The organism is Fastidiosibacter lacustris (genome assembly GCF_003428155.1).
Taxonomy (GTDB): Bacteria; Pseudomonadota; Gammaproteobacteria; order Francisellales; family Francisellaceae; genus Caedibacter; species Caedibacter lacustris.
Map to the genome: position 1 here is coordinate 1 of NZ_QLIR01000007.1, position 23,462 is coordinate 23,462.

Consider the following 23,462-nt stretch of genomic DNA (forward strand, 5'->3'; position numbering starts at 1 on the left):
AACACCAATAGCAACTTTTACTGATGGGAAAACGCACTGGCAAGAGAAGGTTGAATTGCTCAACCATATCTGACAAAAATCGCGTTTGAAAAATAGGCAACTGTCAGGTCAAGTCTAAACTTATACAACTTAGCAGAAGCATATTTTTTACAATTTTTTTAGTTTACGGCATTTATTGCTCAAATGTACATGTTGGAGCATTACTCGTTTGTAATATAAACGTTGCAAATCGCTCACCATACAATTCTGCAGTGCGAAGATCTCCAGAGTTTTCTATTCTGCACTGTTCAGACTGTGCCATTGCCCCTATATTAGAGCCAAACCTATTAATACAATCAACATCACCCCGATCGTATTGCGGTTCTGAAGATTGGTTATTAATTCCCAAGGAAATCCAATTCATTTTATGCTGGCAGGCAAAAATAAATAAGGTCATTAATGTATTAAGCTTATCGCCATTAGTGCTATTTGAGCTAGTAAAACCACCGGCGAATTTATCTTTCCAAGCACTTACCGCCCAACGAGATGAACTTTTGTCCATAAACTGTTTGAAGCCACCAGAAACAGTTCCCATATAAGTGGGTGAGCCAAATAAAATGCCATCATATTGATCCAATACTTCAACATTTGTATTTGCATCAGCAAACACCATATCCACATCCTTAATATGTTTTAATACGCCTTTTTTAACAGCTTCTGCCATTGCTTTGGTTGTGCCATATGAACTGCTGTATACGATTGCGATTTTCATTTATTTCTCCCTTGGTTATTGATTAAAGCAAATCATCAATTCTTTATGTAATTTTAAATTTGTCATATAGATGGTCGTCAAATATAGCATAATATTATGTATGCGCTTGCTCACTCTTTGTTTTACATACAGAACTAATAAATTGTTCTATCCAGATAATTGGAATAATTATTAATGGAGCTGCACTGCATACTAACCATAGCGTATAAATATTGCTTATTGCTATGATCCAAGATCCAATACTGGCATAACACAGAAGAACCGCACTGATGGTCATCTGGTACCATATCATATATTCTGCTTGTCTTTGCATGGGTTTACTTAATTTTGCAACATCCGAAAGTAAAATAGGCCAAAAAAGAATATCACCTAAACAAATCAAGCCATAGGCTAACCATAGAAACGTTATATGAGATAATCCACTGTAAAGCAGTAAAAAGCCACTACTAAAAACAATGACTCCAAGTATTAAAGAAACATGATTTCGATACTTGTTTAGTGCGTTCACTAAATAAACCTCTAAACCCAAAATAAATACAAAATCACTTGCAAGAATCAAGCCAAACTGTGATTTAGATAATCCTAAATACTCAACGTAATATATAGGAATAAATGCGACTGTTTGAAAAAATGCAAACGAGAAAATAGCAAGTTTTAATAAAATCAATAAAAAAGATTTGTTTAATAATGGATGTTTTTCTTGTGCTAAGCTCGTTTTTTCATCAGCACCCTGTGAGTTTGAAATGTAATCCCGTTTTATAAGTAAAAATATACTGACCAATATACTGATTGAAGCAAAGAAAATTGCCATTAAGAGATAGGATATATCAGCCATTAACCCGCCGATTAAAATACCAATGGTTCCCCCTGTACTAATGCATACTCGGTACAATGCGTAAGCATTTTTTCTGATTAATTCATCCTCTATTTTTGCTAACCGGTATTGAAATCCCGGTCTATAGAAGGCTCCAAAAACACCAATGAAAAAGAAATAGCACAGTAAAATTTGCGTGTGGTGAGACAAAAATATTGTGCCAAAATTTAGGATTGAAAGACCTGCAAATGAAATGGTGACTACCACCGTTGGCTGAAATAATTTAAGCAATTTACCAGTGAGTTTTGTACCTATAATTGATCCAGCTCCAGATGCACTTAAAGCATAACCAATATCAATAATGTTAACTTTGACATATTGCTGCAGAAATAATGAATAAAATGAACTATATGCAGTACCAATGTAAGCAAATCCAAAAACGAAGATTAATATTAATATATCTTTTGGGATTAGTTTGAACGCTTTTTGATAGGATTTAATCATGCAGTACCTCTATATGTCTAGGAACTAGTTGTTCATCATGTATTTGCATGATTTTTAACTGCTTATAACGCCCATATACTAGAAATGTATAACCATCTTCAGATAAGTGAAGCAATCCTTTTGAATAGTCTAAATTATCATAACATTCATCCAAAACTGTCCCATTTTGATAATCGATTAAAAAAATCCTTTTGGCATAGGTTATGGCAATTAAGTACTTTGAGTCTTGAGTAATCAAATAATCTTCGACTGTGTTCTTCCCAATCTCGAATTCATCTTGATTATGATGCCATTCGCCATTTATATATTGAATCCTATCTATTGAAGAGCTTCTAGTAACAAGTAGGTCATGACCATGCCATTTCATTCTCTTTGGAAGATAAGATGAAGTTTTGGCCACTTCAATTAAATTGTTGTTGTGATTTAATGTGAAAACATATAAATTTCCTACTCGCTCAGCAACCGCGATAAAACTATATGTATGGCTATAAGCTAAACTCCATAAAGGCGCATTGAGTATAAACTTGGATATAATACTTCTTTTCTTTAGACAGACAACAAAGAGGGTGTAATTTTCACAGGCTACAAATAGTTGATCGTGACCAACACAAATATCTCTTACCACACTACCAATTCCAACAGTTTTAATTAATCTAAGTTTGCATTGATCAAAAATATAAATAACCCCATCAGTCGAACCACAAATTAAGTCATTTTTATAGGAGACTACTCTCTTATAATAACTAGTTCCTTTAACACATACTTCAGCATGATTGAAAATTAGTTGATTGACCTTAAAGTTAAACTTTAAAACTCGATTACAATCGCCACCTAAATATATTGAATGATTATTCAAATTAACACATGAGCTCCAAATACAAAAATCGCCACCACTTTTTAATGTTTGTTTCTTCCCAGTCTCAATGTTAATTTTATACAAAGACCCATCTCTAACTTGTGCTAATACATTTTGATCATTTATATGGCGTATCCATCGAATTTTAAAAGGCAAATGTGCAAGCACAGATTTTACTGCAAGTGTATTCAAATCAATATTGTAAAGTTTTTTATCAAAGCTTGAAGCAATAAGCTGTTTTGTTTGCTTATTATATGTAACGTGTTCTAGATCATCATGTGAGACTTCTTCACTATATTCATAGTTTATTGGATTGTTTAAATGAAATTTAAAAAGCCTTCTTGCATCGCTAGCAGCTACAAATTGATCATTTTCAATATGCTCAAACCAATGAATAGTTTCATTACTTTCTGTAAATTTCACCGAAGTGAACAGTTGATTTGATTCTAAATTATAGATGTAAATTTCTCCACGATTTGTGCCTGCAAGTAAAAATTTTTTGTATACTCTCAAAGTGACAATTGCGTGATGAACCTCTTCCCCAAAAACTGCTATCACTTCGCCAATCATAGTTACTCGTACAATAAAGTTGCGTGGTGTTACAAAAAATACTTCCTCCGAATTAGAATTAAAACAAATTCCTTGCCCTTCATTATGAACAATAGGACGAGTAAATTTTTCTGGAGTTAGATCTCTATAAAATATCCTTGCTATTGGTTTTATATCATTTTCACAAGATAAAATATAAACAAAAAAATCTTTCCCTAGAGTGGCAATATATGGTTTGTTACAATGACTAGCTATTGCTTGGATAGTACCATTATGGAGCTTATAGTCTTTAATTAACGACATATCATCAACATTCAAATGAATAATATTACCTTCTTTGTCTCCCGCATAACAACTTGACCCTATAACAGCAAAAGAATTTATGTGATACATATGTGAGCACTACCTTTTAATTAATGTGAGTTTATTTTTTTTAAAAAATATAAAGAAATAAAAAGTTATTTGGATGATCTCTTGACTTAAACGTTGTATTTGGCATGTTTTCCCCCTTCCTATTTGCTAGAATTATTACTAGGTAATACTGAAACAGCTTTATTTTGATTAATAATCATAATTTTTTCCTCTATGTTGTTTGTTATAATAGTGCTCACACATATATCACTAAATTTCTACTAATCTAAACCCCATGACATAAATATCCTTAGAAAACCGCCCATGCCTTCTTGTTGTTCGGGCTAAATCATGATGTCTAGTAAAAGACCCGCCTCGTGCAATACGATATTCATCGATATCACCCAAATCATCAATTACCGCTTTTCCATTAGGGTATGGACGATAATAATCTTGTACATATTCTTCGACATTCCCAGACATATCTGAAACCCCAAATGGTGAATTTCCCTTGGGGAAAATACCCACGGGGGTACTGGAATAAAGCCCTGTCTCCAGTGTGTTGCATAGATTGGGCTTATATTCATTTCCCCAAGGATATTCATAATGAGCTGGACCTGAAGCAGCATACTCCCATTCATATTCGGTTGGTAACCTGAAAAATCTTCCCGTTTTTTTGGACAACCATTGAGTATATGAAATTGCGGCGTCATCAGAGATACTATAAACAGGGTGATTTGATTTCAAATACGGGTAAATGCCAAATTCCCAACTACTAGGGAGCTCACAATATTTTGTATCTAATAAAAAGTCGTAATAATTCTCATTAGTTACCAGGTATTTAGATACTTTAAATGCTTTAACCATAACAGTAAACTTAGGAACTTCCTTTAGTATCCATTCTTTCTTCACCCCCAATTGATTAAATCTGTCAAAAACTTCATAAGCCTTATTGATATTGATACCAATTTCAACCTCTCCTGCGGGAATTTCAATCATTTTTGGGGTAATGGTTGAAGTTCTTGGATCCCCCATCAAACCTAAGAGAATACCTGCAGCATAGCGATATTCAAAAAGCTCATGGGACTCAGCTGTTAAGACAAGTTCATGCTTATTGCATTTTTTAATATGCAGCAACGCATTAGATAGATTAGGGACTCTCGTATCAACACTATGCATTGACAGACCCATTGCTTCGCGATCATCCATTTGATTGATTATCTTTTTTATATCAGAAACAAGCATTTTATAGTTTCCTTATCTCAGGACGGATGGGTTTCCATACCGCTTTAATATCATTTCCAGATGGTGAGGTGTGATCTAATGAAAAGTGTAGACAATTTTGTAATGTTCTTATTTGATCAAACCAAACGGAAGATTTGCTGTGATTACCTAATGGTTTTGGTGAAATATAGGTTATATATTCATCAACAAGATCTTCTTTGAAGAAACCACCGGCTAAATCAGCCCCACACTCCACTAAAAGATAATTAATATTTCTCTTTGATAAATCCTCTACAATAAACGTCAGGTTTATTTTTCCATTTATTGACGGTGCTTTGACAATCAATAAATTTTGTAGTTTAAGAAGATATTTAGGAATCTCATTTTCTTTCTTTAAAGTATAAACAATTATTTTTGCTTGAAACTTAATAATATTATCCACTTCTGAAATGAACAAAGATGAATCCAAAATAACACAAACAGGTTGTTTTATTTCATGTAATCCTATATCTATACTCTTTGGCAACTCTCTAACAGTTAATTTACAGTCATCCTGTTTTATTGTTTTTATGCTGGTAAGAACAGCATCTGACATTGCACGTATATGGTGAACATCCCTTCTTGAGTGATCACAACTAATCCACTTGCTATTATTTGTACAATCAGCAATTTTTCCATCTAATGTAATTGCTTGTTTAAGCACTACCCAAGGACGTTTATAGTCAAACCTATGGAAATAACCTTTGTTTAATTCTATATATTTGCTCTGTAGTTCTACTGATTGCAACTGCCTAATGCTTATCCCTTCCTTTTTTAGTGAATCAATTCCTTTTCCAGCAATCAGAGGGTTTGGGTCTGGCAATAAATAGATCACATCGGTAATCTTAGACTCAATAATCTGCTCACAACATGGTGGAGTTTTGCCAAAATGACAACAAGGCTCTAAGGTAACATACATTTTTATATTGAGTGACTCTGAAGTTATTTTAGGGGTATGTTCAAGTGCTAAAATCTCAGCATGTTTCCCACCATATGATAAATGCGCTCCTTCCGAGATAATATGTCCGTCATGGACAATAACACACCCAACCATTGGATTAGGACTTGGTATAGCGACCTTGCTTAGCAAGTTGAATTGCTCTATCCATAAAAATACAATCTTGCTCTAGTTTATAACCTCTCATAAATATTTCCATTATAGCTACTAGCTAAAAAACATTTTTGATCAGCATTGTAGATCATGCATGATATCCCTGAGGTACACGGTCTAAAATTTTGCCATAAGCCACTGTCTAAATGATATATATAAATATCACCATAATAACCACCCGTAGCAATAAATTTCTTATCATCGCTTATAGCAATACATTTAATGGAGTGCTTGTGCGGTGTATTAATAATGCTTTGCTCAGTAAGACTAGTTAATCTTAGTGTTAAGTCTCTACTTACTGAGACAAATTTATTGTCTTGATAATAAATACATCCATTAATGATTTTATCATGGGCGTTTTCTAAGCGTTTCACACAGTTAAAGTCATGTATTGAATGAAATGCAGCATTGCAGTTTGCACTTACTGAATAAATAAAATCCTGTGATGTAGCTATCGATTTTATTGCATTATCATGAGCTTGAATTAGTTGGTATAAATTTAATGCCGCGCCATTTATCTTAAGGATGACAATGTCGCCTGTATAGGTGCCAATGGCAACATAAGTGCATCCATTGTTTAAATATTTAATAGCACAGTTTATAGGTGAGTGGTGTTGATAAACGCTCGTGACGCCCTCACCATTTACCTGATAAACTGTACCAGTTTGTCCCCCAACTAATAAAAATTGATCAACCTTGATGATAAAGTTACATAAACTTGGAACATCTGAAAGTGAATATTTATATTTTTTTCCATTAACACTCCTGCAGATTACAGCTCCCGCATCACCAACACTGAAAATATCATCATCGCTTTTACAGATGGCATTAATACCAGAGGTAGGTATCACATTAGTTAAGTCCCAGCTACCTGATTCGATATTTAACTTGGCGTAACTTGATCCAAATGTTGATACAACTAAGCTATTTTCATTCTGAAAATCACAAGATCTAGCCCAGATTTGATATGGGTAGGGCATTTTCTTAACCAAAACGAGATCATTATTACTTGAAACTTGCCAAATAGCTAAATACCGATCATAGCTCAAGCTAATAAGCTGACTAAATTCTTGTGAGTATAATAATCGTTTAATCCCAGCGTTATGTGCTTTAATCACTGATATCTCATCATTTTCAAATATATAGATTTCTCCTTTATCGTTGCCAGAAAAAATACATTCGGCACCTTTAACTGCAATTGTATCGGTCTCTATCCCTTTGAGATCTGTTGAGTTAAGTAGTTTTCCTGTAAATGGTGACCATCTTTTTATCGTTCCATCATCACTACTACTAATGGCAATTTCATCGTTAAGCCAAGATACTGATAATACATCTTGTTTGTGTCCTTTAAGTATATGGATAAGATTGCCTTCAATATCACAAAAATAAATATTATGGTCCCTTGAGGTAAAAATAATGTACTTATCAGAAGGGTGAAATGCAACACCTTCTGTATCATCTTTAGCAAATGTAAATATGGCTAAACAGTGTAACTCAGGTACCGACCAGAGCCGTACAGTATAGTCACTGCTACTTGAAAGTAATAATTGACCATTATGACTAAACACGCACTGATTAACCAGATGGTCATGTGAGACTGAGGCAATTGCATTGGATTTAGTTGAGTCCCACAAAATTAACTTATTATCATATCCTGCTGTCGCAACATAATTATCCTTGGTGGCAACACCGCTAATTGGGCTGGAATGCATAGTCATATAACCTCACCGAGGTTTAATTTGTGATTTGTTTTGACAACTTTAGCTTGTAAATAAGCGATATTTTCAGGTTTGAGATAGCATCCTGTTTTGCAGATATCAACGACATTAATATTATGGTTATGCAGTTGATTAACTTTGTCTGGGTTGTTTGTGTATAATTTAATTTTGTGCATGCCTAATGCGTTTAGCATTTCAACGGCAGCAATATAATTCCGTGAATCGTGGTCAAAATTTAACGCTTGATTAGCTTCATACGTGTCCATACCTTCAATTTGTAGCTGATATGCATGAATTTTATTGTATAGACCAATCCCTCGACCTTCTTGACGCAAATAAAATATTACTCCACTCGTTGACGAAAATAATTCTAATGCTTCATTAAACTGGTCTCCGCAGTCACATTTTTTTGAAGCAAATAGGTCTCCAGTAATACACTCGGAATGAACACGAACTTTTGGACAGACTTCAGAGTCTGCATGATTAAAAATTAATGCAAAATCTTCGGTATTACTTGATAGATTGCTGAACGTGCAAAACTCTACATCTCCATAGCGCGTTGGAATGGTTACTCTTTGAATGATTTTCTTATCCACTTACTCCCTCCTTCTTAAGCACGATTAACTTTTTGCGCTGTGCTTATGAAAGATTGTAATATGTATCTAAATGTAAATATATCCCTAAAAAGTAGTGATCTTATTCAAATAATTTTGATTATACATATTTAACTAACTCAAATTTATGACAGAACTCATCGGCTGAATTAATAAGTTGCTTGGCAGTTACCTGCAGCTGTTATTAGCTTAAGAATGCATGTCGTTTAATGCTTAAATTTAGCTGCAAAGGATTTTGAATGCTGGAGTTGATAACTAACCATATGGCTAAAGCAATCTTCAACCATTGCTGAAGTACAGTGATAGTTTAATCCTGCTCTTATCTGTTTTATATGGGTCTTGACTGTTTCAATGCTAATATTCATAGTGTCAGCAATCATTTTCATCGTAAATCCAGATAAAACTAAATAAAGCACATCCAATTGTCTTACTGATAGCATCTCAACTATCCTTTTATAAAATCTTTTCGCTGACGCAGGCAATTGAATGTTGTACTCACTCACTAAATAATGAGATTTCCCACGCAAGCTTTGGTTTGTAAAATCACCATTTTTTATTATTTCTATGTCACTATGACAGCAATATAAACGATTCCTTTCAGTGTACTTTTGTATATTGATGCCAGACCCCATGAAGTAATCAATAAATTTTAATATCCTTTGTTGATTTTTGATATATTCAAAAAGAATAGAACGTTGTGAGTTTTTTTGTCCAAGATTAAAATAAGTTGATGCGTCATCACTGTGCTTTACAAAGGTAACCCCATGCATTAAATTTATTGCATTTTTAGAGTCTACTAAAATGGGATCCGATGGATCTAAACTATCCCAAAGCAGATATGATAGAGTTTCAGGTAAAGTATTATTTTCAAAGAAGCCTACGAGGGGATATTTTTTGGACATATATAGGCGAAGCCATTGTTCGTTGTTGCAAACATAAGAGAGTGTACCATTTCGATATTTGGTAATAATATTTACATGATCAATGAGACTATCGCTAAAGTATTGTTGGGTTAAAAGGTTTAACTCAGCGCATATCTCGCCTGAAATAATTTTATCATCCATTTTAGATGACTAGTTTTTTCACATCGCAATGGCTATAAGTTGGATTGTTCTCGTTGTAATGCTCGACTTTTGTAGCCGATATTTTATAACCGCTAACTATATTAACTTCTTGCAAGCCATCTATATGCATCTTAAGCCTTTTAAACTCTTCGTCTTGAAACAATTTTTGTTTTGCATCTTTAATATTTTCAGCCACGACATGCTTATTAATATGAATTTCGTACATTCCATATCTATCATCATAAAACCCTAAGTGCGCCAAGTATAATTTCATATTATCTCCTTCATATAAATTCCTGATATGTTTGAGTAATAAAATTTATCGCATTGTTATAGTGTTTTCTAGTCAATTCTAGCTTTAATTTACCAGAAACATGGTAGGAACGTGACTCTATTGTTTGAGTATTATGACCCTGCTTTAGCACCTTAACTATTTCTGACACCCTAGGTTTTATTAAATCCAACATTATTTGTACATCATCATCACTAGCTTTAATGTTGAGTAAGGAAGAATCAGTAAATATGCCCAGTGAGTTATCTATTTTACTAAATGCTGCCATATATAGACTTTTCTGGTTCTCAGTCATTTCATAAATCAAATGACCAAAAATATTTTCCAGCATAATATAGAGCTGAATGGTTCTAACTCTGTGTCTTACATTGTCTGAAAACATTGCAGGTTCATCTTTGTCTTGTGCAAGCGCAGATAAGCAGCATATTATATAATCAGCGTAATCTTGGTAAATATTATTTTTCGTTATTCTTGTTTGCACATCAATTAATTTATCGCTATCTTGCGGTATATAATCAAATGATCTTAGCTTAATAAACCCATCCTGATAGACCTTTATAATGATATCCTCATAAAACAATTTGTGATATTTTTCCAGATACGCTAGAAGTAATTCTCCATAAGCAGTTGAAATATCTTTTAAGTTAATTATTTGATTTTCATCAACTTTATTTATGCCTAAATAAGCATAGAATTTTCTTAACTTTTTTGATAAAAGAGTCTTTTTATTTGTAACCTCAAATCCAAATGGACTTATCACTTCTATATTGATTCCCATCTGCTTGGATAATTCATTAGCATTTATTTCTAGAATTGAACGCCATAAAGAATTATTAAATTTTCCAGAGATTGATAGATCCATTGCTCCCCGCATAGTTTGTTTAACACATTTTGTTACTATGTTGATACATGTGTGACGATTGTCAACCAAGAAAACGAAGATTTTTGTGCTAACTTTTAAAACCCTTGCAGTATCTCGTATACCACTACCATTGCTACACATATCAATAATTCTTTCTTTTGTCTTTGGCAGCCGACCTAGTGCTTTATATTCAAGTTGAAAGTATTTGCTACAATCTAGGCAACGGTATCTTTGCGCACCATTTGGACTAGATTTCAATTGATTCTTACCTGCTTTAACCGTTTTTATTGAGTTGCAATTTCTGCAACGTACATCAATTTTTGCTATTTTGATTTGAGAGTATCAAAACAAATATGCTAGATTACAACAATACCCTTGATGAGTTGTAGTCATTTAGCTTGTGTTTTAGTCATCGGTAATTGCTCCATGTTTGATGTACACGAGCATATTTTGACACTTAGAAACTTGGAATGTTAGATGGGGTTATTGGAGCGGTTACAATAAAACCATTCTAAAAGTTTGTAACTGCTAGATTTTTCTCAGCAAAATATGTAAAATCAACACACATTCTTCAGGGCGGGGTGAAACTCCCCACCGGTGGTGTTTTGTATTTATCCCCATCGCAAAATAGTTTGTGATGCTATAGACTATATTTAGATACAAAGAGCCCACGAGCGCTTTTCCTAATGGAGAAGGTTAGCAGATTTGGTAAGAAGCCAAAGCCGACGGTTAAAGTCCGGATGAAAGAAGAAATAAGCAATGTTAACAAATACAAATTATGTGGTTTTTTATAAAAACGCTATAAAAAGCTGCTTGAGATATTGTATTCGTATTGAAGTGTTTAGATAAGACTTTATCAACACCAACAACTATTGTTTTTAGCATGATTCTTTTTCTCTTTGCCCTGAATTAAATGAATAACATAAAAAGGGCAGATTATTAAGTGTTTCAAGCAGATCAGTTTTATATGCAACAAGCCTTAATGTTGGCTAAGCGTGGTTGTTTAAGCGTATCACCTAACCCAATGGTTGGTTGTGTCATAGTGAAAAATGGATGTATTATTGGTGAAGGCTGGCATGAGTATGCAGGTGGTAACCATGCTGAGCTCAATGCGTTAATAGCAGCTGGAGAAAAGGCAAAAGGAAGTTGTGTTTATGTCACACTTGAGCCATGTTGTCATGTGGGACGTACCGGTGCGTGTACGGAAGCACTTATTAAAGCGGAAGTTAAAAAGGTTGTTATTGCCTCTATTGATCCTAATCAGTTAGTAGCAGGTAAAGGCATTAATCACTTACAGCAAGTAGGGATTGAAGTTATAGTAGGCTTGTTGCAACAAGAGGCAGCTAGGCTGAATAAAATCTTTTTTTACTATCATCAAACAAAGCTTCCTTATGTTATAACCAAATGGGGAATGTCATTAGATGGTGAGCTCCAGGTAAAAGCGGGTGATGTTAAACAAATTACCAATAAAGCTTCACAAAAAATGGTACATAATCTACGCAATCAATTAGATGCAATTATGGTTGGTCACAATACCGTAGTTGATGATGACCCAAGACTGACTGTTCGTATGAGTGATAGCAAAATCATTAAACATCCCTTACGTGTTGTTATTTCAAAAAGTGCTGATTTACCAATAGATGCTCATGTATTTAATACTGCTATAGTTCCTACTATTTTGTTTACCAGTCAATATGCTAATCCACAAGCCCTTGAAGCATTGAAAAGCAAAAACGTGGAATGCATTGTAATGCCTTTGAATTCTCAACAAAAAATAGATTTAAAGCAAGTTCTTAAAGTTTTGGCAGATAAAGGTATAACAAGCCTATTGGTAGAGGGTGGTAGAACTTTGCTTAACAACTTTTTTAGCGAGGGTTTAGTCAATGAGGTTCACAGCTTTATTGCACCAGTCATTATTAACGGCTGTAATAAGAAACAAACTCTAGACATAAGTGAGCAAAATTTTATTGCAAGTGATTATTATTGCAAAGGAGAGATAAGGTAATATGTTTAGTGGAATTGTACAAGAGGTTGCAACAGTGGTATCCATTGGTGGTAAAGATGTAATTTCAATTGAGGTTAGTTTCAAACGCGCGAATGAATGTAAAATAGGCGATAGCATTGCTATTAATGGTGTTTGCTTGACTGTTGTAAATATCAATCTAAATTATGGCAATGTTAAATTTGAGGTTGTCCCTGAAACGTTGCGTAAAACGAATTTAGGTATGCTTAAGGTGGATGATTCAGTTAATTTAGAGTTGTCATTGCGGTTAAGTGATTTTGTTGGAGGGCATATGGTACAAGGTCATGTCGATGGTGTAGGTGTGATTAAAAGTATCAATCACGAGGGAGATGCCTGGCTTGTAGCCATAAGTGCTCCTGAAGTCATTTTACAATATCTTGTGAGCAAAGGCTTTGTAACGATTGATGGGATGAGCATTACTATTATCGAAGTCAGCAAAGATCATTTCATTGTGACTTTTATTCCGCATACGATTAAAGTGACGGTTGTTAAAAACTATAAAGTAGGGACCAATGTCAATTTAGAAGCTGATCCAATTGGCAAACATATTCATCATTATATGGAGAAAATTCGTGACATTCGAGCAAATTAAACAGCAAGTTGAAACGGCGATTAAGGCTTTAAAAGCAGGCAAAAGCATTATCGTTTTGGATAATGAAGATCGTGAAAATGAAGGTGATTTAATCTTTCCTGGTCAGCTTGCCAGTAGCGAAAATGTGAATCTTATGCTACAGCACGCCAGTGGTATTGTGTGCCTTGCTATGTCAAAAGCACATGCTAAGCGTTTACAATTAACACCTATGGTGCCAGTAGATTTAAATACCAGTCAATATACAACACCTTTTACGATTTCAATCGAAGCTAAAGAGGGTGTCACAACGGGTGTATCAGCGGCAGATCGTGCACATACGATTAAGGTTGCGTCTAATCCGAACGTTACCTCAGATGAAATCAGTCGCCCAGGACATATCTTCCCCTTGGTGGCCAATGATTATGGTGTGTTGGGGCGTCAAGGACACACTGAGGCAAGTGTTGATTTAGTTAAAATGGCAGGCTTTTATCCTGTGGCAGTGTTGTGTGAGCTTATGAACAAAGATGGCACAATGATGAAAGGAGAGCAAATAGAGCGTTTTGCCTTTGAACATGAGTTGCCTATTTTAAGTATTAAAGCACTTCGTTTGTATCGACTTGCAAGTGAGAAAATTATTCAAAAAGCCGTGAGTACCATAATTCCATTTAAAGATTATGGTGAACTTGAGATGGCGGTTTTTGTTGACCCTGTGACAAATAGTGAAGTCAAAATTTTGAGTAAAAATATCTTTGAAAATCCATTAGTGCGTATTCATTCATCCTGTGTTACAGGGGATTTATTTGGTTCGCTTAAGTGTGATTGCCAATCACAGTTGCATCATGCCTTAATGGAAATTTCAAAGGAAGGTGGAATTTTAATTTATCTTGATCAAGAAGGTCGTGATATAGGCTTAATTAACAAGCTTAAAGCATATGAACTACAACGTGCCAAAAAGCTTGATACGGTGGAAGCTAATAAAGCATTGAGCCTACCTGTGGATAATCGTAGATATGATTTAGCGGTACAAGTATTGAAACATTATAATATTCAAGTATGTCGTTTGATATCGAATAATCCTGACAAAGTTGAGGCTCTTAAAGCTGCTGGCATTAACGTTCAGGCGTTGGTGTCACAATCTGTTGTGCATGAACATAATAAACACTATTTACAAACCAAAAAACAACAATTTAAACACACGATTAAAGGAGTATGACATGCCAAAAATTGCAATTGTAGTGAGTGAATTTAACGCACTTATTACCGATAAGTTATTAGAAGGGGCATTGGAAGGGGCAAAGAAGCAAGGGATTAAAACGCCTAAAGTTTATAAAGTGCCAGGTGCAGTTGAATTGCCTTTTGCCGCAAAGCAGTTAGCCAAAACTAAAAAGTATGATGCTATTGTGCTTTTAGGCTGTGTTATTCGTGGTCAAACGGACCATTATGATTATGTATGTATGCAAGTTTCACAAGGCACACAAGATGTAATGATGAGCTATGATTTACCGGTTATTTTTGGAGTGTTGACTACACATAATAAGGAGCAAGCTTTAGCACGCGTTGGCGGTGAAAAAGGTCACAAAGGGCATTATGCTTTACAGGCAGCTCTTGATATGATTGCACTTAAAAAGGAGATTGCAGGACATTGATTTGTAGCAAGTAGGCTGTATTTGAAAAGATAAACTGTAGAGGTATTTGCTATTCAAATTGAAGCATTGTTTTTATTTCCATAATACGTTTTTCCCATAGTGGATGCATTTTAGGTCTTTGATGTTTGCTTTTACGTAACAAATCTTCTTGCAAGAGAGTTTCAAGGTTAATCAGTTCTTTAAGAAGCTCGTCAGCATCCTTAAATACAGGATTGTAAGTATTTTGAACGACGCACCCTGATTTATGCCTACCTCTAGGTGATCATAAGCCTTGTCGATATCAAGAAATTCTATTATTTGATTACTATCAAATACCCATGCTTTGTTGCAAGTTGATGAAACAAGGTTTCTGTCATGAGATGCTAGAAAAAAGCCCCCTTTGTAGGCATTTAGCGCAGTAATTAACTCTGTGCTACCGTAAATATCCAGATGATTTGTTGTTGGTTCGTCAAGTAGGAGCAAATTGGGTGAATTTAACAATGCGCGCGCAAATTTTATTTTATTTTGTTCACCGCCACTTAATTCTTTCATTAGTGTTGCCATGGAGACGTTTTTAACTTCCAATTTTTCTAACAGCTTAAGATAATCCCACTCGCTACTTACATAACTGTTACTGAGGGACAAATAAGCAAGTACGCTTAGCTTAGAGTCTTCTGTTGATATTGATTGACTCACATGCCCAATAACGCACTCATGAGAGACAGTGATTTCTTTGTTATTCAAGATATTATTTATCAAGGTGCTCTTTCCGCAGCCATTATAACCAATAAGCCCTATTTTCTCTTTGTAGGATAAAGAGAAGTTTATATTTTTTAATATGATTTCAAGATTACTTTTTATGGATAAATCCTTGGCAGCAACTAAGGTTGTCATATTTTTCAAGCTCGGTTTGGAAATTCTTATTATTTTTGTTGGAAAATAGAAAAAAAGCAACAAAATACTTGATGTTTGACACGGTAAATTCATATAATCTGAAAGCCTTTTTAGATGATGCAATCCTAGAGCTTCCTTTCTTAACACAGAGATTACACATGGAATTTCAATGACACAATCTTATGGAAAAACAATTAATTGGAGATGTACAGGTTTTAAAGTTTTCAGTACTCTCCCAGACTCAAAATCGAGAAAAAAATGAAAATATAGCTTCGGGAGTAGAGAATGCTTTATAGGGAACTGTTATCAAGAGTGAGGCTATTTAAAAATCAATCATATGTCTTTTTTGCACTGAGTGGAATTGCCGCAACGATTGGCAATGGATTGGTGTATATTACAACCTCCTGGTACGCATATGAGTATTTTCAGTCAATTAGCGGTGTGGCATTGTTGATGTTTTGTATTTGGGCGCCCAGCATTATTTTTGGTCCTTTCTTTGGGGTGTGTGCTGATAGATACAATAGAAAAATGATATTGGTGCTCTCCAATGTTGTAAGAGGGGTTGCTATTTGTCTTTTCGTACTACTGGAACTTCTAAATTGGCACAATAATATATTTGTTTTGGCCATCGTATTAGGCGTTTTTGTCTCATTCTATATGCCTGCGGCTATTCCTATGATTACTCAGATTGTTAAAGAAGAAGACTTACCTAAGGCAAATGCCACGGTTGATATGCTTTATGAAGTAGGTACGATCATTGGAATGGGGCTTAGCGGTGTTTTCATTTATGCTTTTGGGAGTGTTTGGACTTTGTTTGTTGGTGGGATCTTATTTATAGTATCTGGGTATTTTAATGTACTGATGAGGTACCAACACGATAAAAAAGAGGTGCTCAATAGGCAAAGCACTTCTTTCATACGAGAGTATATCGAGTCAATCAAATACATTTTTAACAAAAAAGGCTTAGTGTCTGTCTATCTTGTCCAAACGTTTGTTATGGTATTGCTGATGACCATCCCTGTTTTGTTAGTTCCTTATGTGAATCAGGTATTGCATGCAAATAGCCGAATTTTTGCTTTGTTTGAGATGGTTTATTCAATGGGTGTATTTATTGGTTGCTTTTTCACACCGATGCTATGTGAAAAGTTAAGGTTTAGAGTAACCGTAGCGTCACTGATGTTTGTCATGTTCCTTATGTTATTACTGATTGCCACTAACCTCAGTATGGTGATAAGCCTTATTTCCTATTTTGTTATTGGCTTTTGTTTATCCAGCTGGGCACTATCAATTGCTCAGGCGCAAATACACACGGATGTTGCATCCCAGGGTAGGGCGCAATCAACTTTTAATAGCTTGTCAGGCATAGGCATTTTAATATTGTATTTGCTGGTCACTTTTGAAGGAAAAACGCTGCATACCCAAGCTTTATATTTTGCTGAAGCGATAATCGCTTTAGTAGGTAGTTTGATTGTTATCCTAGCAACGACGGAGCCTCAGAAAGTGGCAGAGCATAGCGCTGGGGGCAGATTAAAGTAGTTACAAAACATTTCAGGTTATGAGCTGTCAAGCCTTTTTAGATGGGACAGCCATGGCTATTTCAGGTAACAAAAACGATTGAACGCAAAGTAATCATGAGTTAAATGCTAAAGGCGCTGCTGACGTATAGCATTGTTTTATACAGCAAATAATTTCATCTGGGCTATATGCACTATCAAAGCAGCGAAATTCAATAAGTGGGGCATTATTATAAATGCGTGGTCTAGCTGCGTATAGATAATTGCTTTTGAAGCGTACATCATCTTCGTATGGAGGCGCTCCAAATAAATGGACTACTGCTTTTTTGCCTGCAGCAGCACTGGCTGAGTTAGCTAAAACGTATTCAATTAACCATCGTCCATGTAGATCTATCCAATTGAGGATATCATTTCTACATGAATTGCGACCTCTATTTCCATTGCTGTAAGTGTAAAAGTTAACTGATTTTCTCAGAAAATCCAAAAAATTATGGTAAAAAAGATCGTTAAAATCCCTGTTTTTTGTCAGAAACCAATGAGAGTGGCTGAGTGTGATATTTAATGAAGTGAAGCCTGCAAAACGTAGTGCTACATCGTGAAAGTTTATCGTTTGACATGGGAAGGGCGGGGAGAATTTTTGAGTAATCAATAGTGCTTTATTTGCATCTTGGGGGTCCAGTAAAATTTCATGTAAGTTACATACCCTATTCGAGCCGAGATCCATGAACCTTCCAAAGGCAGCGGAGTAAGAGTCACTTAAAGTTAAACTCGGTAGTTGGAAGGACACAGCCAACTGATTGACTAAGTAAACAAGTATGCTTTCCATGAGCTTTAATTCAGTGACTAACTCATCTAATTGCGCTATAGTCTTTGGAGGAGAGATGATTTCAATAATGGCATGGCTGTATTCTGGCTCAACCTTCCAGCCCTTGTCCAAGAGAGCAGTTAGAATGTTTGATTTTTTACAGCCTACGTAAATAAATTTTCTATAGAGGGTAAAAAAATCCCTTGATGCCAAAACGAAGGTGAGCTCATTATCTGTGAGACATTGAGCAACAAATGTATATTCCTTCTCGATACCTACTCGTGTCGTCATAGACATGGTATTTTTTTCCACTTAATGAGATGAGATTCTGATAAAACTCTCATGTTTTGTTCAACCTCCTGTTTGTCGTTGCCAATAATGACATAACTAGCCATTCTATTATGTATTCGTTCACGCTTGTAAAAGCGATCACCTACCTTTGTTTTAATTTCTTCGGCTGTGACCCATGACAAGGATTCAGCGGTATTCACCTGTAAGATTTCAGCCATTTCAGGTGCAGGAATATCTAGCCAACCTGCACATAATGAGCGTTGAATTTTCTGAGTATAAGGTATTCCAAGTTCTTGAAGGAACCATTTCTGAGCATAGTTGATGCCTGTGGCAGCTTCTATTGCAGTCACAAGAAAAGTACCTCCGAACCTTGCTCCAATTTCACAAAAATAAATTTCTCCATCAGAGGTAACAAAATATTCAGCGTGGGTGCATCCATTAGGAGGTGATAAAGTATTTATTACTAACTCATTTATAGAATGTAACTCTTGAATCAAGGTATCGTTTCTTGTTTGTATTATTCCACCTACTTCTGAGGTTTGTAAGTGTACGGGTGGCTTAGTGTATTTAAATGCAAATGAACATTCTATTTTGTTATGGTTAATAAAGCTATCTACATGGTACATCTCACCACCAATAAAGCTTTCTATCATATACATTTCAGGATTGAAATACACATCCTGAATTGCCTCCTGAAATTGCTGCTCACTCTCCACTATAAACACATTCATACTAGCCATACCCAAACGTGGCTTGATAACAAAAGGCAATCCATATTTTTGGGAGAGGTTATTGAAATGTAAGTGCTCAATAATATTTATGTCAGCAAGTGAGGCATATTTTGGTAATTTAATTCCCTTATTCATCAATTCCTTTTTCATGGTGTATTTATCTCTGAAACGCAGGATATCAGCTATCTTGGGTCCAGGGATTTTATGAAGCATACGTAATGTTGCTGCAAGGTGCATATCTTCTTCAGAAAAGCAAATTAGGTGATCCACACCTCCTATGGTGTTAATAAGAGTTGTACATAACTCGACTGTTAGTTCATCTGCTACTACAAAAACGCTGCACTTTTGTTTCCACTCATTAGGAACAAGCTCAGCATATTTTTTTGTGCCAATAAAATAAAAGTCGAACAAATCGGCATCGGCGATTTCATGATAACGAATAAGCTCGTATCGGATTTTATTGAACACTAATACTTTGTCTCGCATTTATATCTCCTCATGGTACTCAATGAATTGATGTTCCTGTAAAGTTCGAAAATCTTGTTCCAAAATGTGGTCATCTTGGTCTATCAGCATAATCGTGGCTGCTCTGTCATAGCATGATATTGATGCACCTATTCTTTCAAATGTTTGAACCTTCCAGTTTATATCAAACTTCTGACTAGCAAGACGTGGCAAAATGAATTGTTTTATCAGACCTGCTTTCTTAGGTACATATATCCAAGCGGCGCTCATCAACTTCTCAGGGGTTATTTTTTGAGAACTTAAACCGAGTTCAAGCATAAATAAATAGGCGGCTATATCTAGACCTAGGGCATATTCATACATGGGTAAGATTTCTCCTCCTGGTGGGCGTGCCGCAATTTCGATAAATACAAGATTGTCATTGTTGGTGAGGAATAACTCCATATGAGTCATCCCATCAGGGGGAGATAGCGCCTTTAAAACTGACTCATTAAAACAGCGTATTCTGTCCTTTAATTCAGAGTTTGCAAGCAGCCTGCTTCCCAAATTGTTTCCATGCATGAAGTCTATTGCATTACCCATATATTCGCATACTTCTACAAATAGAATTTTCCCTTGGCAAACAATGCTATCACAATGCAAAAATCTACCTTCTATATATTCCTCAAAGTTATAATCAGCCAGATTTGGTTGATTCCCCTCGACGACCCCTTGTAACTCTGCTTTATTACGTACTTTTTTTGCACCAATCCCTCCACTGCCATCTTTTGGTTTTACGATCAAGGGAAACCCCAAAGAGGATATAGTATTGACACAGTCGCCAATGCTCATGTTATCAAAGTCATCATCTATAAATTGTGGAACCTTGATTCCGTTCCGAAATAATATGGATTTCATGATTTTTTTATCTCTAAATGGGATGAGTTTGTCCTCATATGGACCTGGTAAATCAAAACGTTTTCGGATTCGAGCACACAGCAAAAGCAATTCCTCATCCCAACAAATAAGCTTCAATCTGCTGTTATAACTGGCATATCGTTGAATGATGGTGGCAATAGATGTTTCATCAAAATTTTCGAGTTTAATGAGTTCATCGAAGGTATCTTTATGCTGATCTGGAAATCGATGATAAAACTCTTCGTCAAGTAAAATAATAAACTTATGTTTATTTGCATCGTAGAATCGATGTGGATTTAGTTTGTCATATCGCATTTTCAGTATAATAACGTATATATCCTGCATGTCATGCTCCAGCGGTTTTTTGTACAAGGTTAAGGTTTATTTGAGATAAAAGCGTGTCTGCTTTGCGATAGTCTTTAACCATTTTTATTAGATCGTGGAACTCAGCCCACTGTTGTAATTCAAGGATGCTGAAATGTAAGCACATCTTCCATTGTTCAGTGTCTTTAATTAAATCTACCATCTGTTTTGATGGAAAAGTTGAAAAGTAGGCGTTCACAAATGCTGTATATCTCGACTGTGCTTGATAGCGATTGATACTTGGAACAGTACAACATTCAACAATGGCAATAGCAAAGTCAATTATTGGATCACCCCAATTAGATTCTTCATAATCAATAAATGTATTAAATTTACCTTTAACGAACAAACAGTTTGGTAAACAAACGTCTCCATGCAGATAACATTGTATTCCAGAGACTTTCCATCCATTTTCAAGTAGTGTATGGTGAATTCTAACAGGTTGTGAAGAGAAGAGCGCATCGCCTATATGATCTATCTGTATGCTGCTGTGAAACAATGCTAAACCGGTGGCAATTCCCTCAATATCCTTCAAATCAGGGCTGTTTTTGCATGTTTCTCCTAAATTTGGAAAAATTGCACAATGGTTTTCGTCGTCAAAATAAACTTGTGGCATGCTATTTTGCAGAATATTCCATGCGTATTTTTCACGATGATATGCTTTAGGGAGATGAAATTTTTTCAAGTAATAAAGGTTACCTAATAGATTAAATGACACTACATAGTTTGCGCGACCATGAGACTTTTCTGCTTTGCACAAAAGTTCGACTTGCCATTTATACTGAGACCTAAACTGAACAGTAATATCGGTCATATTTCCCCCCCCCTAATTTAAACATCTTTGCATACGGCTTTGCGCAACAGAAGCATTTTAAAGAGTGTGACTAGCGTTGCTATGAGCATGACAATGCATAATAGCCACAAGTGATGGTTGCTAGTTGTCATAAACACTGGTAAGAAGTTAATAACAATGGGGGTTAAAATGGCCAAAATGACTTTGGATGTACCAAAAGTGGTACTTTTATTTTGAAGATTACCCATCAAAGTTAGGAGATTGGTAAATTGGGTGATTACCAGGGACTCAAGAATGGTGAAAACGATTAAGAAGGCGTATACAGAACCTATGCTTGGATATAATCTTACTGCGGACAAAAGCAGTATCAAAACAGTTGAACATGCTATAAACAACCATCGCGCCTCGCTTAAGGACAGCCGCATCTTTTGCGATACATATTGTTGAATAGCAACAAGCAAAACACCATTGAAAAACTGTGCCATAGCAACTTGCTCAGGTAAGTGTAGTAAAGTACTAAACAAATAGGGGAATATGACTGGGAAGGAAGCGACAAGCGCAAATGGTATGCAACAAAATAGATGCAATTTAATAAAGTCAATATTCAAAATCCCTGACCAAGTTTCTGTGGGTTTTGGTTTTTTGTTTACTTCTTGATAGCAAGAAAAATGTGGCGTTTTTACTAACATAAAGAAACAAAGCAACAGCTCCAGAATCAAGCACACGATAAGTAAAGAATATAATGCTGACAACCAGATAAAACACAAAGCCAAGAGACTTCCAAGCACGGCACCCAGGTTGGTTGCTCTCAAAAAAGCGCCTTGGGACATGATTGTGGTTTTGTCATTTTCAGATAGCATAACCAATACGGCTCGAGCATTCGTGCTGAATACACAGCCACCTATGCCTAAGCCCATGACACCTAAGGTCAAGAAATATACATGATCACTCAAGCACAATATAAGGTATGATAGCACATCAATAGCGCAACCTATGAGCATAAGCCTGTGTACGCCAAATCTATCACCTAGCACCCCTGCGGGTAATGCAAATCCCTGGTTAGTAAGCAATAAAACAGAAAACATCATAGGAATGAGCGTGATAGAAATGTTGATACTTTGTGCATAGAGGTAAAAAATCCCCAGAAAAGCTGCGTAAGTTGTGGAGGAAGCCAGTCGGCGCGCAATAATAATGGTTTGTATATTCTGCATCAATTTTCTCCTTATCTAGATAAAATAGATAAATATGGATAAGAAATAGAGATATCAGCGGCGAAAAGGGTCTGCTTGAGAAATTTATCTGTTAAAAAAACATAATCCCATAAGGTGATGTAAAGACCATAGCGTATGGTTGGATATTGATGATGAGTCATGTGGTATTCTCCCCAAGCAAATAGAGTTGTAAGCTTGCCTTTAATTTCCGAATTGTGGTCTAAAACGGTTTCTGATAAAAAAACTTCGTATAAATAAACAAGGAGGAGTAGTACGCCACCAGTTGAAGGAAAGGGCAAGGCGAGGACGAGTGCTGGCAGAATTAAAGTAAGTCAGACATCTAAAGATTCCCTCAAGCCACCAAACCACAACAAATAGTTTTGCCAAGTTGGCAAGCTCAGCTTGTTAAGCTGATGATATTTTATCAAATGGTGTGCTTTGTGGATTTTAAATAATGGGTTACGCCGAGGATTATAATGCGCAAGGGCATGCACGCCATAAGCGTAAAGAGACCATATCAGAAACACAAA

At 35.6% G+C, this 23,462-nt stretch carries 21 protein-coding genes and 1 riboswitch; of the genes, 5 read left to right on the forward strand and 16 right to left on the reverse strand.

The window, feature by feature from the left end; all coding sequences use genetic code 11:
• Nucleotides 1-172 precede the first annotated feature (172 nt).
• The 10 genes from DNJ77_RS04630 to DNJ77_RS04675 all read right to left on the reverse strand — a co-directional run bounded on the left by DNJ77_RS04630 (nucleotide 173) and on the right by DNJ77_RS04675 (nucleotide 11,082).
• Nucleotides 173-751 carry a flavodoxin family protein gene (locus DNJ77_RS04630; RefSeq protein WP_116963834.1) on the reverse strand — a complete coding sequence of 193 codons (579 nt, stop codon included), beginning with the start codon at nucleotides 749-751 and terminating at the stop codon, nucleotides 173-175.
• A 94-nt stretch (nucleotides 752-845) separates the two neighbouring features.
• Nucleotides 846-2,069 (reverse strand): MFS transporter, encoded by a 1,224-nt coding sequence (locus DNJ77_RS04635; protein WP_116963835.1) that lies wholly within the window; start codon nucleotides 2,067-2,069, stop codon nucleotides 846-848.
• Entirely contained in the window at nucleotides 2,062-3,867 is a 1,806-nt protein-coding gene (locus tag DNJ77_RS04640) for a WD40 repeat domain-containing protein (RefSeq protein WP_116963836.1), read from the reverse strand. The genes DNJ77_RS04635 and DNJ77_RS04640 overlap by 8 nt, the downstream gene beginning before the upstream one ends.
• A gap of 228 nt (nucleotides 3,868-4,095) precedes the next feature.
• Complete coding sequence (locus DNJ77_RS04645) at nucleotides 4,096-5,070, reverse strand: formylglycine-generating enzyme family protein (RefSeq protein WP_116963837.1); 975 nt, start codon at nucleotides 5,068-5,070, stop codon at nucleotides 4,096-4,098.
• A 1-nt stretch (nucleotide 5,071) separates the two neighbouring features.
• On the reverse strand, nucleotides 5,072-6,178 hold the full coding sequence (gene ribD, locus DNJ77_RS04650) for a bifunctional diaminohydroxyphosphoribosylaminopyrimidine deaminase/5-amino-6-(5-phosphoribosylamino)uracil reductase RibD (RefSeq protein ID WP_275667766.1): 1,107 nt from the start codon (nucleotides 6,176-6,178) through the stop codon (nucleotides 5,072-5,074).
• A gap of 41 nt (nucleotides 6,179-6,219) precedes the next feature.
• Entirely contained in the window at nucleotides 6,220-7,917 is a 1,698-nt protein-coding gene (locus DNJ77_RS04655) for a WD40 repeat domain-containing protein (protein ID WP_116963839.1), read from the reverse strand.
• Nucleotides 7,914-8,513 carry a GTP cyclohydrolase II RibA gene (gene ribA, locus DNJ77_RS04660; RefSeq protein ID WP_116963840.1) on the reverse strand — a complete coding sequence of 200 codons (600 nt, stop codon included), beginning with the start codon at nucleotides 8,511-8,513 and terminating at the stop codon, nucleotides 7,914-7,916. Before ribA ends, DNJ77_RS04655 begins: the two co-directional genes overlap by 4 nt.
• A 224-nt stretch (nucleotides 8,514-8,737) precedes the next feature.
• The gene (locus DNJ77_RS04665) at nucleotides 8,738-9,433 is read right to left on the reverse strand and encodes a response regulator transcription factor (protein ID WP_157966594.1); all 696 of its coding nucleotides are present in this window, start codon (nucleotides 9,431-9,433) and stop codon (nucleotides 8,738-8,740) included.
• A gap of 163 nt (nucleotides 9,434-9,596) precedes the next feature.
• Nucleotides 9,597-9,869 carry a DUF1543 domain-containing protein gene (locus DNJ77_RS04670; protein ID WP_116963842.1) on the reverse strand — a complete coding sequence of 91 codons (273 nt, stop codon included), beginning with the start codon at nucleotides 9,867-9,869 and terminating at the stop codon, nucleotides 9,597-9,599.
• A 10-nt stretch (nucleotides 9,870-9,879) separates the two neighbouring features.
• A complete protein-coding gene (locus DNJ77_RS04675) occupies nucleotides 9,880-11,082 on the reverse strand; it encodes an IS1-like element transposase (protein WP_116963843.1) in 1,203 nt (400 codons plus the stop codon).
• A gap of 230 nt (nucleotides 11,083-11,312) precedes the next feature.
• Nucleotides 11,313-11,505, forward strand: a riboswitch (FMN riboswitch).
• Nucleotides 11,506-11,692: 187 nt separating this feature from the next.
• On the opposite strand from DNJ77_RS04675, the gene ribD (DNJ77_RS04680) reads away from it, so the two are divergent.
• The 4 genes from ribD (DNJ77_RS04680) to ribH are packed head-to-tail and all read left to right on the forward strand — an operon-like array spanning nucleotide 11,693 to nucleotide 14,989.
• Nucleotides 11,693-12,754, forward strand: a complete 1,062-nt coding sequence (gene ribD, locus DNJ77_RS04680; RefSeq protein WP_157966596.1) for a bifunctional diaminohydroxyphosphoribosylaminopyrimidine deaminase/5-amino-6-(5-phosphoribosylamino)uracil reductase RibD — start codon at nucleotides 11,693-11,695, stop codon at nucleotides 12,752-12,754.
• A gap of 1 nt (nucleotide 12,755) precedes the next feature.
• Nucleotides 12,756-13,364 (forward strand): riboflavin synthase, encoded by a 609-nt coding sequence (locus DNJ77_RS04685; protein WP_116963845.1) that lies wholly within the window; start codon nucleotides 12,756-12,758, stop codon nucleotides 13,362-13,364.
• Entirely contained in the window at nucleotides 13,345-14,556 is a 1,212-nt protein-coding gene (gene ribB, locus DNJ77_RS04690) for a 3,4-dihydroxy-2-butanone-4-phosphate synthase (RefSeq protein WP_116963846.1), read from the forward strand. Before DNJ77_RS04685 ends, ribB begins: the two co-directional genes overlap by 20 nt.
• A gap of 1 nt (nucleotide 14,557) precedes the next feature.
• Nucleotides 14,558-14,989: a 6,7-dimethyl-8-ribityllumazine synthase gene (gene ribH / locus DNJ77_RS04695; RefSeq protein WP_239986750.1), complete on the forward strand. Its 432-nt coding sequence runs from the start codon at nucleotides 14,558-14,560 to the stop codon at nucleotides 14,987-14,989.
• 171 nt (nucleotides 14,990-15,160) lie between these two features.
• Here the strand turns inward: ribH and DNJ77_RS04700 are convergent, their stop codons facing one another.
• Nucleotides 15,161-16,009 (reverse strand): ATP-binding cassette domain-containing protein, encoded by an 849-nt coding sequence (locus DNJ77_RS04700; protein WP_157966597.1) that lies wholly within the window; start codon nucleotides 16,007-16,009, stop codon nucleotides 15,161-15,163.
• Nucleotides 16,010-16,174: 165 nt separating this feature from the next.
• Between DNJ77_RS04700 and DNJ77_RS04705 the strand changes: the two genes are divergently transcribed.
• Nucleotides 16,175-17,398, forward strand: coding sequence for an MFS transporter (locus DNJ77_RS04705; protein WP_157966598.1), 1,224 nt, complete (start codon nucleotides 16,175-16,177; stop codon nucleotides 17,396-17,398).
• A 93-nt stretch (nucleotides 17,399-17,491) separates the two neighbouring features.
• On the opposite strand, the gene DNJ77_RS04710 is transcribed toward DNJ77_RS04705, so the two are convergent.
• Genes DNJ77_RS04710 through DNJ77_RS04730 form a run of 5 tightly spaced genes read right to left on the reverse strand, consistent with a single transcriptional unit; the run spans nucleotide 17,492 to nucleotide 22,932 of the window.
• Complete coding sequence (locus DNJ77_RS04710) at nucleotides 17,492-18,478, reverse strand: hypothetical protein (protein ID WP_116963850.1); 987 nt, start codon at nucleotides 18,476-18,478, stop codon at nucleotides 17,492-17,494.
• Nucleotides 18,469-19,689 (reverse strand): ATP-grasp domain-containing protein, encoded by a 1,221-nt coding sequence (locus DNJ77_RS04715; protein ID WP_116963851.1) that lies wholly within the window; start codon nucleotides 19,687-19,689, stop codon nucleotides 18,469-18,471. Before DNJ77_RS04715 ends, DNJ77_RS04710 begins: the two co-directional genes overlap by 10 nt.
• Nucleotides 19,690-20,910 (reverse strand): ATP-grasp domain-containing protein, encoded by a 1,221-nt coding sequence (locus DNJ77_RS04720; RefSeq protein WP_116963852.1) that lies wholly within the window; start codon nucleotides 20,908-20,910, stop codon nucleotides 19,690-19,692.
• A 1-nt stretch (nucleotide 20,911) separates the two neighbouring features.
• Nucleotides 20,912-21,742, reverse strand: a complete 831-nt coding sequence (locus DNJ77_RS04725) for a phosphotransferase (RefSeq protein ID WP_116963853.1) — start codon at nucleotides 21,740-21,742, stop codon at nucleotides 20,912-20,914.
• A 17-nt stretch (nucleotides 21,743-21,759) separates the two neighbouring features.
• Nucleotides 21,760-22,932 (reverse strand): MFS transporter, encoded by a 1,173-nt coding sequence (locus DNJ77_RS04730; RefSeq protein WP_116963854.1) that lies wholly within the window; start codon nucleotides 22,930-22,932, stop codon nucleotides 21,760-21,762.
• Nucleotides 22,933-23,462: the final 530 nt, after the last annotated feature.